The organism is Marivita lacus (genome assembly GCF_014637725.1).
GTDB classification, from domain to species: domain Bacteria; phylum Pseudomonadota; class Alphaproteobacteria; order Rhodobacterales; family Rhodobacteraceae; genus Marivita; species Marivita lacus.
The window spans coordinates 183,453-196,848 of sequence record NZ_BMFC01000002.1 but is presented as its reverse complement, the minus strand read 5'-3'; the positions used below and the strand labels follow the sequence as shown (position 1 = coordinate 196,848).

Below are 13,396 nucleotides of genomic sequence, written 5' to 3'. Positions count from 1 at the left end.
TTCTCCCCGTCCGTGTTCAGATGTCATTCGTTATCGACATCACCCTTTTTGACACGTGCAGAAAACTCTGTCTCGCCGCCTGAGGCAAGTGTCTTGGCCTGTTCGACCCAATTATCGCGGGAAACGCGGCCCTTGAACCCTTCGAGGTTCTGATCGACCCAGGCCACTTCTTCGTCGGTCCAGCTTGCGATCTGGTCGAAATGGAAAAAGCCCAGCTTGTTGCAGACCTTCTCCAGTTTCGGACCGATGCCCTTGATCTGCTTGAGGTCGTCGCCCTTGCCATCTTTCGGCGCATCCATCGTGACAGGCTTCAGACCGGGCGCAGCATCCGAACCAGACCACTCAGCGACGTCTGCGGTCTTGGCCGCTGTCACGTCAGCCTTGGGCTTTGCCATCGCTTCCACATCGGGTGCCTGCCCCGGCGCTTCGGAGCGCTTGTCGGAGGCGTCGCCAATGTTGCGCGGTGCCGGTGCCTCGCCCTTGCCACGTCCGCCCTGCGCGCCATCGGGGCCTTCGGGCGGCATCATCGCATCGGGTCCCGGCTTGGGCGGGTTTGCAGCATTCGCCGCCTTTCCCTTCCACGGCGTGATCAGGGGCACTTCGGTGCCGTCGATCCGCTTGACCGTGTCGCCGAGATCGGTCGCCAACTGAACCGACGCATTGTACCGGTGCCTGTCGGAGGCGAACTCGGCCAGGCTGGTCAGGCCGGATTTCGGCTCTGCCGCGTAGCGCCCGTTCTGCGGACCCGGCACAGGCACCTTTCCCGCGACCAGTTCGTCAATAATTTCGGCGAAACGCTCGGTGGTCAGGTCCTCGTAGTAATCCTTGCCGATCTGCGCCATCGGTGCGTTGGCACAGGCGCCGAGGCATTCGACCTCTTCCCAGCTCAGCTTGCCGTCAGCCGAAAGGGTGTGCGGCTTGGCGGCGATCTTTTCGCGGCACACCGCCACCAGATCCTCGGCCCCGCAGATCATGCAGGACGTTGTGCCGCAAATCTGGATATTCGCAACGCTGCCAACCGGTTGCAACTGGAACATGAAGTAGAACGACGCCACTTCGAGCGCCCGCATATAGGCCATGCCCAGCATGTCCGCGATCGCCTCGATCGCCGGACGGGTCAGCCAGCCTTCCTGTTCCTGCGCCCGCCAGAGCAGCGGGATGATCGCGCTGGCCTGACGCCCTTCGGGATACTTGGTGATCTGCGCATCGGCCCAGGCCTGATTGGCCGAGGTGAAGGCAAAGCTTTGCGGTTGTTCGGAATGAAGGCGTCGTAGCATATCGGATCCTATTGCGTCATCACACAGACAACATTGGTATCGGGCATGGTGCGGATCATGCCGGCGCGCATGCCCCAGTGATGAGGCGGACACCCCCGCCTTCGAGCTGGACGGCCTCTTCGGCCGCAACGCGATACGCGGCGGTCTGGATCACCTGCTCGCGCGTCAGACCGGTCTGCAGCTCTACCGGGAGGTAATCGCTTTCGCCGACAAGCGCGCACCCAACCGAAGCCACCGCCTCGTCGAAAGCGGCGAGGTCCTGCGGCGTCACGCCTTCGGGCGGCATGGCGCAGGCGGCCACGAGGGCCAGTCCCGCCAAGGGCAGCACAAGGCGCAGGCTCATCGGTCGATTTCTCCGAACACCACGTCCATCGTCCCGATGATCGCGGCCACGTCGGCCAACTGGTGCCCACGGGCGACATGATCCATCGCCTGCAAATGCAGGAACCCCGGCGCGCGCAGCTTGGCGCGGTACGGCTTGTTCGATCCGTCAGCCACCAGATACACGCCGAACTCGCCCTTGGGCGCCTCGACCGCGCAATAGACCTCGCCCTCGGGCACGTGAAAGCCTTCGGTATAAAGCTTGAAGTGGTGAATGAGCGCTTCCATCGAGGTCTTCATCTCCGAGCGTTTCGGCGGCGTGATCTTGCCACGGGCAAGAATTTCGCCCTGGCCCTCGGGCGCGCGCAGTTTTTCGATGGCCTGTTTCATGATCTTCAGGCTTTCGCGCATCTCGGCCATGCGAACAAGGTAGCGGTCATAGCAATCGCCGTTCTTGCCCACGGGGATCTGAAACTCGAACTCGTTGTAGCATTCATAGGGCTGCGCACGACGCAAATCCCACGCAAGACCCGAGCCGCGCACCATCACACCGGAAAAACCCCAATCAAGGATTTCCTCCTCGGTCACGACACCGATATCGGCATTGCGCTGCTTGAAGATACGGTTTTCCGTCAGCAGTCCGTCGATATCGTCCAGAACGCCGGGGAAGCTGTCACACCACGCGTCGATATCGTCAATCAGATCGGCAGACAGGTCCTGATGCACCCCACCGGGCCGAAAATAGGCCGCGTGCAGACGCGCGCCACAAGCCCGTTCGTAGAAGATCATCAGCTTTTCGCGCTCTTCGAACCCCCAGAGCGGCGGCGTCAGTGCTCCCACGTCCATCGCCTGCGTCGTCACGTTCAGCAGGTGCGACAGGATGCGGCCGATCTCGGAATAAAGCACCCGGATCAGCGACGCGCGGCGCGGCACCTCGACCCCGGTCAGCTTTTCGATCACCAGACACCACGCATGTTCCTGGTTCATCGGAGCCACGTAGTCCAACCGGTCGAAATACGGCAGGTTCTGCAGGTACGTCCTGCTTTCCATCAACTTTTCGGTGCCACGGTGCAAAAGACCGATATGCGGATCGCAGCGCTCCACGATCTCGCCGTCCAGTTCAAGCACGAGGCGCAACACCCCATGCGCCGCCGGGTGTTGCGGGCCGAAGTTGATGTTGAAGTTGCGGATGCTCTGTTCGCCAGAGACCGCGTCGATGCTGCCATCGTCGAATTTGGAGCCGTCCATCATTTCGCCTCCTGCTTTTCGTCACCCGGAAGCACGTATTGCGCGCCTTCCCAGGGCGACATGAAATCGAACTGCCGGTATTCCTGAACAAGGCTCACCGGCTCGTAGACCACGCGCTTTTTCTCTTCGTCATAGCGCACTTCGGTATAGCCCGTGGTCGGGAAATCCTTGCGCAGCGGATAGCCGCGGAAACCGTAATCCGTGAGGATACGGCGCAGGTCCGGGTGACCCGAGAACAGGATGCCGAACATGTCGAACACCTCACGCTCGAACCAGTTGGCGCTGGAATGCACCGACGTGATCGACGGCACCATCTCGTCTTCGCGGATGCTGACGCGCAGACGGATGCGGTGGTTCTGGTACATCGACAGGAAGTGGTAGACCACGTCGAACCGTTTGGGCCGCGCAGGGTAATCTACCGCCGTGATGTCCACCAGCGACGAGAACTTGCAGGTCTGGTCGGTCTTGAGGAACTCGACAAAGGCCGCAATGCTCGATGGGGCCACATCGACATTCAACTCGCCATGGGTCACGTCCCACGCGATGACGCAGCCTGAGCGGCGCGCCTCGAGATGTTGCCCCAGTTCGTTCAGCGCATCGCTCATCGTACAATCGTCCCTGTCCGGCGAATCTTGCGTTGCAGCGCCATGATGCCATACAGCAGCGCCTCTGCGGTCGGCGGGCAGCCCGGCACGTAGACATCGACCGGCACGATCCGGTCACAGCCGCGCACAACGCTGTAGCTGTAGTGATAATAGCCCCCGCCATTGGCACAGGACCCCATCGAGATCACGTAACGCGGTTCCGGCATCTGGTCGTAGACCTTGCGCAAGGCAGGCGCCATCTTGTTGGTCAGCGTGCCCGCGACGATCATCAGGTCCGACTGGCGCGGGCTTGCGCGCGGCGCGGTGCCGAAGCGTTCGAGGTCATAACGCGGCATCGAGGTGTGCATCATCTCGACCGCACAGCAGGCCAGGCCGAAGGTCATCCAGTGCAGCGACCCTGTGCGCGCCCAGTTGATGATGTCCTCGGTCGAGGTCAGCAGAAAGCCCTTGTCCGCAAGCTGTGCGTTCAACGCCTGAGTCGCGTGCTCCTTGTCCGCCCCTGCGGTATTCGCGCCAGCCATCACTCCCATTCCAGCGCTCCTTTTTTCCACTCATAGGCAAAGCCGATGGTCAGGACGCCAAGGAACACCATCATCGACCAGAAGGCCGTCATGCTGATGTCCTGAAACGCGACTGCCCACGGGAACAGGAACGCAATCTCCAGATCGAAGATGATGAACAGGATCGACACGAGGTAGAACCGCACATCGAACTTCATGCGCGCGTCGTCGAACGCGTTAAAGCCGCATTCATAGGCCGAAACCTTTTCAGGATCCGGGTTGCGCACCGCGATCACCACCGCGGCAAGGATCAGCACAAGGCCCAACCCGATGGCAATGGCCAGAAACACGAGGATCGGCAGGTATTCCCGCAGCATGTCTTCCAAGACGAGGCTCCTTTTCCCGTCGCGCACCTGAACGCGTCGTCAAGTGGCGAGGTTGACTTGTGGGGTGATGTACTCCCGTACCCCGGAAGGGTCAACCGCGCGACGACATCTTGTGACCCTTGGATATCTGGTGAAAATCACTGGAAATGCCCCGATTTCATACATGATTAGAAGGACATGCGGCATTCCGGCGGCTCCCGACCCGTCCCCGCACCGCGCCGTTGCGTCGCGGCATCTGCCACGCGGCTGCGCAAAGAGCGGGATCCCCGGTCAGAGGTTCGGTGTCAGAGGTCACTCCTCGCCCGGCATCGCGCCGCTGCGATCAACGCCAGTCTCAGGCAAACGCGATCAGATCAAATGGATCAGGCCGTCATGACCACCACTGCCATGGCCGACATGACCAACGTCACCGGCCCCCAGACCGCACGTTCCAGTTTCGACGGTGTGATCCAGTTGAAAACCGTGCTTGCCACTTGCGCCGCAAACGCCGCCCAGCCGGTCCAGCGCGGCCAACCAAGCCCGGGAAACCCCGCCGCCGACAGGATCGCCAGCGCCTGGAACAGAAAACCGGGATCGACACCGCCGCAACGATGCGCCCCGACAGGGGCAAGGCGCCACGATACCTGCCGCCCTGCGTGTAATCGCCCAAGCGCACACCCGCGATCAGCGCGATCTGGAAGAACACGATGGCGAGGCACGCCGTGGCGTAAAGATGCGCGATCTGGACCGTCACTGCCAACCGGGCGCGCGCTTGTCGAAGAACGCGCCCACGCCTTCTCGCGCCTCGTCCGATTGCCACCGCGCGGCCAGCGCGTCGATGGCCCTGTCGACCTGGGCCGCAGTCACCCGCCCCGACAAGTCGCGCATCAGCGCCTTGGCCTCGGCCACGGCCCCCGGCGCACAGGACAGGTAGGGCTGAACCTCGGCCTCGATCGCTGCGTCCAGTCCGTCCGCCTCGACCGTGCGGCTCAGCAGGTTCAACCGTACGGCCTCATCCGCATCGAACACCCGCGCCGACATGAACACCTCGGAGGCGCGCGTGCCACCCATGCGCGCCAGAACGTAAGGCCCGATATTGGCCGGGATCAGCCCAAGCCGCGTTTCGGTAAAGCCCAGCTTGGCGCCCGTCACGCCAATCGCCACGTCACAGACCGACACGAGGCCCACACCGCCCCCCAGCGCGTTGCCCTGCACACGCCCGATCAGGGGCTGCGGCAGATCGTAGAGCGCGCCCAGAACGGTGGCGATCCGGCGGCTTTCGACCCGGCGCGTGTCCACATCCATGTCGAACTGCGCGCGCATCCAGGCCAGATCGCCACCTGCGCAAAAGCTCCTGCCCTCGGCGGCCAGCACAACCACCCGCACCGCGCGATCCATCGCCAGATCCCGCGCCGCCGCTTCAAGCTCCGTCATCATCTCGGCCGACAGCGCATTGTGCTTTTCGGACCGCGCCAGCGTCAGCGTTGCAACACCGCGCGCATCGACCTCGACATTGATCACACTCATCCCCGCATCCTCCGCGCCATTTTGGCCGCTTCGGCCACCACATCCATGTCCAGCCCGTGCGCATACCCCAGCGACGCAACCCGTGCGGCCACCGCTTCGGTTGCCACATTGCCCGCCGCTCCCGGCGCATAGGGGCACCCCCCAAGACCACCGACCGCCGCGTCGAACACCCGCAGCCCAAGGCCCAGCGACGCCTCGATGTTGTCGCAGGCCAATCCGCCGGTGTTATGATAATGCCCGGCCAGCCGCTCCGCTGGCATCTCGCCCAGCACCGCGTCCAGCATGGCAACGATCCCCTCGGGTGTCGCGCGCCCGATCGTGTCGCCCAGCGAGACCTCGTAGCACCCCATGTCCCGCAGCGCCGCGACCACCCGCGCCACATCCGCGGGCGCAACCGCCCCGTCATAGGGACATTCCACCACGCAGGACACGTAGCCCCGCACCGGCAGGCCTTTTTCCCGCGCCGCCGCCGCCACCGGCGCAAACCGCTCGAGGCTTTCGGCAATCGTCGCGTTGATGTTGGCGCGGGAAAACCCCTCCGAGGCCGAGCCAAAAATCGCCACCTCGTCGGCCCCCGCCGCCACCGCATCCTCGAAACCCCGCATGTTCGGGGTCAATGCCGCATAGGACACGCCCGGCTCCCGCGTGATGCCTGCCAGCACGGCGCCCGAACCCGCCATCTGCGGCACCCATTTCGGGCTGACGAAACTGGCGCATTCGATCCGCCGGAAACCCGCGCGGCTCAGGCAATCGACCAGCGCCACCTTTTCCGACACCGGGATCAGCCGCGCCTCGTTCTGCAAGCCGTCGCGCGGCCCCACCTCGAAAATCTCGACCCGTTCGACCAACGCGTCATCCCCCTGCTTCTTCTTGTTCCAAATACTCCGGCACAGCGCTCAGGTGCCCGTCTCCCAGGCCGGGTAGAAGTCCTGACGGTAAAGCCGCGCCTCCCGACCATCGGGCAGGGATTTTTCGAACTCCGGCCGCTCGGTGATGCGCTCGTACCAGTCGGCCACCGCCGGATGATCGTCCAGCCGCCGGAAATGCCGCGCCATGTAGACCGCCTGACCGACAGACACATCCGCCGCCGAAAACCCGCTGGTCAGCAGATAATCGCGGTTCTCCACCGGGGTCGACAACCGGGCCTCCAGCGCGTCATAGCATTTGCCCAGCCGCGCCGCCTCGAGCTTCATCACGACAGGCGACCGCATCGTGTCCTCATAAAGTATGATATGCTGCTGGGTCAGCGCCGCTGCGTGCTGGCTGATGGTTTCTGCAAAATGCACCCAGACCAGCCAGGCCATGCGATCCGGATCATTCGGGCCCCGGCCCATGTTGGCTTCGGGAAAGCGTTCGCACAGGTATTCCGTGATGGCGCCCGTTTCGAACATGCGCTCGCCGTCGATCTCGAGCGCGGGCACGCGGCCCGCAGGCGACAGCGACAGGTATTCCGGATCGCGCAGCGACTTGTCGAACGCGTGCAGCACCACTTCGAACGGCACCTCCAGCTCGTACAAGAGCCAGAGCGTCCGCATCGACCGGGTCTGCGGGCAATGATGCAACCGGATCATGTCTCGTCCTCTTCCTCCAGCCGGATCAGCACCGCGCCTGCCTCGACCTGCGATCCCGCCTCGGCCATCACTTCGGCCACGATGCCATCGCGGGCGGCCAGCAGGCTGTGTTCCATCTTCATCGCCTCCAGGACGGCCAGCCTGTCCCCCTTGGAGACCGCGTCCCCGGCGCTGACAAAGACCTGCCGGACAAGGCCGGGCATCGGCGCTTCGACCAGATCGCTTGACGCCCCGGCCCCGGCTTCGACGTCGAGCGGATCAATCCACGTGACCACGAGTGTCGGATCGCCAAAGATCGTGGCGCGGGCTCCCTCGACACGCGCAGCACGGGCGGGCTGCCCGTCAAAGCGCCAGCCATTCGCCCCGAACCGCGCGGCGACGGGTGTCTCGCCCACAACCACGTCGATCTTGCCCGGTCCATACGACACGACCCGGCAGACATGGCTCTCGTCCCCAATCGCGACGGTCACATCCTGCGCCAAAGCCTGCCAAAGCGCAAACCCGTCCAGCGGCGCAGGTGCCCGGTCCAGTCCGGTCAGCACCATCACCGCTTGCGCGATCGCGGCAGGCGCAGGGTCCGGCACCGCCGTCAACGCCTCGAGGTCACGCCCGATCAGCCAGGTATCGACCTCACCGTTCGAGAAGCCTTCGTGCCGCGCCAATGCCCCGAGAAAGGCCAGGTTCGTCACCGTGCCCGCCACCTGCGTGCCTGCCAGGGCCCGCCGCAGCTTGCGCAGGGCAACCGCCCGCGACGACCCGTGCACGATCACCTTGGCAATCATCGGATCGTAATGCGGGCTGATCACATCTCCCGTCCGCACACCGGTATCCGCGCGCGCCCCTGCCGGGAAGGCCAGATGCGACAGACGGCCCGTGGCGGGCAGGAACCCCGCCGGCACATCCTCGGCGTAGAGCCGCGCCTCGAAACTGTGCCCGGTGATCGAAAGATCTTCCTGCGCGCAAGGCAAGGGCTCGCCCGACGCCACACGCAACTGCCATTCCACAAGGTCGACGCCGGTGATCGCCTCGGTCACCGGATGCTCCACCTGCAACCGCGTGTTCATCTCCATGAACCAGAACCCGTCGGGGCGCAGCCCGTCCGACCCATCGACGATGAACTCGACAGTCCCCGCCCCGGAATACCCGATGGCCTCGGCCGCGCGCACCGCCGCCTGCCCCATCGCGGCACGCATCTCGAACGTCATGCCGGGTGCCGGCGCTTCCTCGATCACCTTCTGATGACGGCGCTGAAGCGAACAATCCCGCTCGAACAGATGCACCGCGCGCGTGCCGTCGCCGAACACCTGCACCTCGATATGGCGCGGGCTGGTGATGTATTTCTCGATCAGCACATGGGGATTTCCAAAGGCGGTCTTCGCCTCGGACTGGGCCGAGGCCAGCGCATCGGCAAAGGCCCTTGGCTGCTCCACCAGCCGCATCCCCTTGCCGCCACCGCCCGCGACCGCCTTGATGAGCACCGGATAGCCGATCGCCTCGGCCTCCGCCGCCAGCAACTCCGGCGCCTGTTCGGCCCCCTGATACCCGGGGACGACCGGCACGCCCGCCTCTGCCATCAGCGCCTTGGCCGCGTCCTTGAGCCCCATTGCGCGGATCGCCGATGCCGATGGGCCGATGAACACCAGCCCCGCCGCCTCGACCGCATCGACGAAACCGGGGTTTTCCGACAAGAACCCGTAGCCCGGATGGATCGCCTGCGCGCCCGTGGCCCGCGCTGCCGCGATGATCGCATCGCCGCGCAGGTAACTCTCGACAGGCGAGGCCCCACCGAGAGACACCGCAACATCGGCCATCTGCACATGGCGCGCATCCGCGTCCACATCCGAGTGCACCGCCACGCTGCGCACCCCCAGACGACGGCAGGTATCGATCACCCGGCAGGCGATCTCGCCCCGGTTGGCTATCAGGATCGTGTCAAACATCGCAGTCCCTTACCAAGCTCATCTCTTCTTCTTGTCCCAAATACTCCGGGGGAGTCCGCCGCAGGCGGACGGGGGCAGCGCCCCCGTCACATGCGGAACACGCCAAAGCGCGTCTCCTCGATGGGCGCGTTCAACGCTGCCTCCAGCGACAACGACAGCACCGCGCGTGTCTTGCGCGGGTCGATGATCCCGTCATCCCAAAGCCGGGCCGAGGCATAGAGCGGATGCGCCTGCTCTTCGAACATCTCGACCGTGGGCCGCTTGAAGGCCGCTTCATCCTCGGCTGACCATGTCTCGCCGCGCTGTTCCATCGCGTCACGCTTCACGGTCGCCAGCACGCCTGCCGCCTGTTCACCGCCCATGACGCTGATGCGCGAATTCGGCCAGGTCCACAGGAAACGCGGCTGGTAGGCCCGCCCCGACATGCCGTAGTTGCCCGCGCCGAACGACCCGCCGACCAGCATGGTGATCTTGGGCACGCTCGTGCAAGCCACAGCCGTCACCATCTTGGCCCCGTGCCGTGCAATGCCCTCATTCTCGTAGCGCCTGCCCACCATGAAGCCGGTGATGTTCTGGAGGAACACCAGCGGGATCTTGCGCTGCGAACACAGCTCGACGAAATGCGCGCCCTTCTGTGCGGCCTCGGAAAACAGCACGCCATTATTGGCGACGATCCCCACCGGCCAGCCATCGACATGGGCAAAGCCGGTCACCAGCGTTTCACCGAAACGCGGCTTGAACTCGTCGAAATACGATCCGTCCACCACCCGCGCGATCACCTCTCGGATGTCATAGGGCGTGCGCAGATCGCCCGGCACAACGCCGAAGAGCTCGTCCGGATCATAGGCCGGAGCCTCCGCCGCCTGCCGTAGGGTGTGTGCTCCGCACGCACCGCCCAACGACCCGACGGCGCGACGCGCCAGCGCCAGTGCATGCCCGTCATCCTCGGCCAGGTAATCCGCCACACCGGACAGGCGCGTGTGCACATCGCCGCCGCCCAGATCCTCGGCCGTCACCACCTCGCCGGTTGCCGCCTTGACCAGAGGAGGTCCGGCCAGAAAGATCGTGCCCTGTTCCTTGACGATGATCGTCACGTCCGACATGGCGGGCACATAGGCGCCACCCGCCGTGCACGACCCCATGACCACGGCGATCTGCGCGATGCCCTTGGCCGACATGCGCGCCTGATTGTAGAAGATGCGCCCGAAATGGTCGCGATCCGGGAACACCTCGTCCTGATTGGGCAGGTTCGCGCCGCCACTATCCACAAGGTAGATGCAGGGCAGATGGTTTTCCTCGGCGATCTCCTGCGCGCGCAGGTGTTTCTTGACGGTCATCGGGTAATAGGTTCCGCCCTTCACCGTGGCGTCGTTGCACACCACCATGACCTGACGGCCCATGACGCGGCCCACCCCGGCGATCACCCCGGCGCAGGGGGCGGCCCCGTCGTAAAGCCCATGCGCCGCCGTCGCACCGACCTCGAGAAAGGGCGATCCGGGGTCGAGCAGGTTGGCCACACGGTCGCGGGGCAGCATCTTGCCGCGCGAGACATGCCGCTCACGAGACCGCGCGCCGCCGCCAGCCGCAGCCATCTCAGCCGCGTCGCGCACCACCCGCAACGCCGCTTCATGCGCGGCGATGTTGGTCTTGAACTGCTCCGAAGACGCAATGACCTGCGATCGTAGTCTCATCTCAATTTCCCCGCATGTCGCGCAGATCTATGGCGCGCTGTGCTGTCATCGTCAGAGTGCAATTGGCACCCACGATGGTCCGGATAGTGCCGTCCTGCCACATCGCATAGCGCGCCCCGCAATCTGCATCTCGAAAGGCGATCCACGCCCGTTGCGCATCGCGCAGCGCGTCCGAGCGGTCCATGACCGGCGATTGCCCGCCCGTGTCCGCCGCCTCGTTGGCCTGCTGCGTTGCCCTGTATTCCTCGTTCAGGATCGCATCCCACTCGGCGGTTTCCGCCAGAATGCACTCCGTGATCCCGATGGTGGTCGATCCGCCCGGCTGGTCCTGACATTGCCCCGAAGCCTGCCCCAGACAGGGCGGGTAAAGCGCGCCGATCTCCGTGTTTTCAAAGCATTGGCGGACGATCTGCCTGTCAACCGACAGCTCTTGCGCCGCAGCGACCTGCGCCGTGCAGACCAAAACAGCAACCATCATTCCCTGCCTCATGGCTGGCCCTCCTTGCCGGCACGCGCCTTCAGTTCCTTGCGGATCACCTTGCCGGTGACAGTCATCGGCAATTCGTCCAGAAACTCGATTTCCCTTGGATACGAATAGCTTGCCAGACGATCCTTCACCCAAGACTGAAGATCCGTTGCCGAGGCGTTGACACCTTCCCTGAGCACCACATACGCCTTCACGATCTCGGTGCGCAGCGCGTCGGGCTTGCCGACCACGCCGCACGTCGCGACGGCGGGATGGGTCAGCAGGCAATCCTCGATTTCCGCCGGGCCAATCCGGTAGCCCGCCGAGGTGATCACGTCATCCTCTCGTCCCAGAAAGGTGAGCGTATCGCCCTTTTGCACGCCGCGATCACCGGTCAACATCCAGTCGCCGCGATACTTTGCAGCGGTGTCCTCGGGTTTGCGCCAGTATTCCAGCATCATGGACGCCGATCCGCGCCGCACGGCGATGTCGCCTTCACCCTCGCAAGGCAACCCGTCCGGCCCGATCACCGCCACCTGATGCCCCGGCACTGCACGGCCCATCGACCCGGGCACCGCGTCAAAGGATGCGCCACAGGACGACACGATCATGTTGCACTCGGTCTGGCCGTAGAATTCGTTGATCGTCACACCAAACGCGCTGCGCCCCCAATCCAGCATCTCCGCCCCAAGCGGCTCACCGCCCGACGCGACCGAGCGCAACCCGTCGATCCGGCCTTCTGCCGCGCGCATCATCCGCAGCGCGGTGGGCGGGAAAAACACATTGCGCACAGTGCCTTCCCGGACAATCCTCACACATTCCTCCACCGAGAACTTGGGCATGCGGGCGGCGACCACCGGCACGCCGAGGGCCAAACCCGGCATCAGCACATCGAACAGCCCACCGATCCACGCCCAGTCCGCAGGCGTCCAGATCACATCGCCGTCCTGACCGAGGAAGTCGTGGCTCATCTCGACCCCCGGCAGATGGCCGGTCAGCACGCGGTGCCCGTGCAGCGCGCCCTTGGGTGTGCCCGTTGTGCCACTGGTGTAAATCAGCACCGCCGCGTCATCCGGCCCGGTTTCCACCATCGCGCGGGTGCCTGCAGAGGCCCCCAGATCGCTGCGTGTGATTGTCGCCACACCCAGCCCCGCGACCTGCACCATGCCTTCGAGGTCGGTCACCACGACCCCCAGTCCCGCATCCTCGATCCGGGCCCGAAGCGCATCGGCGCGGAACAGCTTGAACAGCGGAACGGATATCGCCCCCAGCCGCCACGCCGCGATATGAGCGGCAGCACAGAGCGGCGATTGCGACAGCAATACGCCCACCCGGTCGCCACGCATCACACCACGTTCGATCAGCGCGGTCTCCACCTGACGCGACCGGTACCACAGATCGCCATAGGTCACCGGGCGCACCCGCTCGGGCGTCACCTCGATGATCGCGATGCGGTCCGGGTCCGTCGCCGCCCAGCCATCGCAGACCTGATGCGCCATGTTCAGCGATCCGGGCAGATCCCAGTCGAACCGTTTGCACAGCGTGTCATAAGGCGCGGGGCGCAGCATCGGACGTGTCGTCATGTCGATGGCCTTTCAAATCCCACGGCGTCCCCAATCGAGATCAGCCTGCCGAAACGGTTCACGTGATAGGAAAACGCGCCGCAGCGCACGGTGATCCAAGCGCCGTCAATCTGCCCGGCCAGCCCAAAGCAATCCGTGACCTGCGCCTCCGCGCCGCCATCCTGGGTCATGTAACGATTGGCCATCGCGTTGATCACATCGGTCTCCGTTATCGTCGCGGCGATCCAGCCATAGCGGAACGCCAGCAAAGCGCCGATCAGCGTGGCAACCCCCAACGGCACCCACCAGACCCAGCGCGGCAT

15 protein-coding genes are annotated in these 13,396 nt (G+C 64.6%); all 15 read right to left on the bottom strand.

Going from position 1 to position 13,396, the window contains the following annotated elements:
* Nucleotides 1-23 precede the first annotated feature (23 nt).
* The 15 genes from IEV82_RS05620 to IEV82_RS05550 all read right to left on the bottom strand — a co-directional run bounded on the left by IEV82_RS05620 (nucleotide 24) and on the right by IEV82_RS05550 (nucleotide 13,396).
* Nucleotides 24-1,277: an NADH-quinone oxidoreductase subunit E gene (locus IEV82_RS05620; protein WP_188480993.1), complete on the bottom strand. Its 1,254-nt coding sequence runs from the start codon at nucleotides 1,275-1,277 to the stop codon at nucleotides 24-26.
* Between the two features lie 55 nt (nucleotides 1,278-1,332).
* The gene (locus IEV82_RS05615) at nucleotides 1,333-1,620 is read right to left on the bottom strand and encodes a hypothetical protein (protein ID WP_188480992.1); all 288 of its coding nucleotides are present in this window, start codon (nucleotides 1,618-1,620) and stop codon (nucleotides 1,333-1,335) included.
* Entirely contained in the window at nucleotides 1,617-2,846 is a 1,230-nt protein-coding gene (locus tag IEV82_RS05610) for an NADH-quinone oxidoreductase subunit D (RefSeq protein WP_188481413.1), read from the bottom strand. Before IEV82_RS05610 ends, IEV82_RS05615 begins: the two co-directional genes overlap by 4 nt.
* Nucleotides 2,846-3,451, bottom strand: coding sequence for an NADH-quinone oxidoreductase subunit C (locus tag IEV82_RS05605; RefSeq protein ID WP_188480991.1), 606 nt, complete (start codon nucleotides 3,449-3,451; stop codon nucleotides 2,846-2,848). Before IEV82_RS05605 ends, IEV82_RS05610 begins: the two co-directional genes overlap by 1 nt.
* Nucleotides 3,448-3,972 carry a NuoB/complex I 20 kDa subunit family protein gene (locus tag IEV82_RS05600; RefSeq protein ID WP_085629851.1) on the bottom strand — a complete coding sequence of 175 codons (525 nt, stop codon included), beginning with the start codon at nucleotides 3,970-3,972 and terminating at the stop codon, nucleotides 3,448-3,450. Before IEV82_RS05600 ends, IEV82_RS05605 begins: the two co-directional genes overlap by 4 nt.
* Entirely contained in the window at nucleotides 3,972-4,337 is a 366-nt protein-coding gene (locus IEV82_RS05595; RefSeq protein WP_188480990.1) for an NADH-quinone oxidoreductase subunit A, read from the bottom strand. The genes IEV82_RS05600 and IEV82_RS05595 overlap by 1 nt, the downstream gene beginning before the upstream one ends.
* Nucleotides 4,338-4,699: 362 nt before the next feature.
* The gene (locus tag IEV82_RS05590) at nucleotides 4,700-5,035 is read right to left on the bottom strand and encodes a hypothetical protein (protein WP_229747690.1); all 336 of its coding nucleotides are present in this window, start codon (nucleotides 5,033-5,035) and stop codon (nucleotides 4,700-4,702) included.
* Between the two features lie 31 nt (nucleotides 5,036-5,066).
* Nucleotides 5,067-5,843 carry a crotonase/enoyl-CoA hydratase family protein gene (locus IEV82_RS05585; RefSeq protein WP_188480989.1) on the bottom strand — a complete coding sequence of 259 codons (777 nt, stop codon included), beginning with the start codon at nucleotides 5,841-5,843 and terminating at the stop codon, nucleotides 5,067-5,069.
* A complete protein-coding gene (locus tag IEV82_RS05580) occupies nucleotides 5,840-6,691 on the bottom strand; it encodes a hydroxymethylglutaryl-CoA lyase (protein ID WP_188480988.1) in 852 nt (283 codons plus the stop codon). Before IEV82_RS05580 ends, IEV82_RS05585 begins: the two co-directional genes overlap by 4 nt.
* A 48-nt stretch (nucleotides 6,692-6,739) precedes the next feature.
* Nucleotides 6,740-7,414 carry a glutathione S-transferase family protein gene (locus IEV82_RS05575; RefSeq protein ID WP_188480987.1) on the bottom strand — a complete coding sequence of 225 codons (675 nt, stop codon included), beginning with the start codon at nucleotides 7,412-7,414 and terminating at the stop codon, nucleotides 6,740-6,742.
* Nucleotides 7,411-9,354 (bottom strand): acetyl/propionyl/methylcrotonyl-CoA carboxylase subunit alpha, encoded by a 1,944-nt coding sequence (locus IEV82_RS05570; RefSeq protein WP_188480986.1) that lies wholly within the window; start codon nucleotides 9,352-9,354, stop codon nucleotides 7,411-7,413. Before IEV82_RS05570 ends, IEV82_RS05575 begins: the two co-directional genes overlap by 4 nt.
* 86 nt (nucleotides 9,355-9,440) lie before the next feature.
* On the bottom strand, nucleotides 9,441-11,045 hold the full coding sequence (locus IEV82_RS05565) for a carboxyl transferase domain-containing protein (RefSeq protein ID WP_188480985.1): 1,605 nt from the start codon (nucleotides 11,043-11,045) through the stop codon (nucleotides 9,441-9,443).
* Nucleotide 11,046: 1 nt separating this feature from the next.
* Nucleotides 11,047-11,523 carry a lysozyme inhibitor LprI family protein gene (locus tag IEV82_RS05560; protein ID WP_188480984.1) on the bottom strand — a complete coding sequence of 159 codons (477 nt, stop codon included), beginning with the start codon at nucleotides 11,521-11,523 and terminating at the stop codon, nucleotides 11,047-11,049.
* 8 nt (nucleotides 11,524-11,531) lie between these two features.
* Nucleotides 11,532-13,094 carry an AMP-binding protein gene (locus IEV82_RS05555; protein WP_229747689.1) on the bottom strand — a complete coding sequence of 521 codons (1,563 nt, stop codon included), beginning with the start codon at nucleotides 13,092-13,094 and terminating at the stop codon, nucleotides 11,532-11,534.
* Complete coding sequence (locus IEV82_RS05550; RefSeq protein WP_188480983.1) at nucleotides 13,091-13,396, bottom strand: hypothetical protein; 306 nt, start codon at nucleotides 13,394-13,396, stop codon at nucleotides 13,091-13,093. The genes IEV82_RS05555 and IEV82_RS05550 overlap by 4 nt, the downstream gene beginning before the upstream one ends.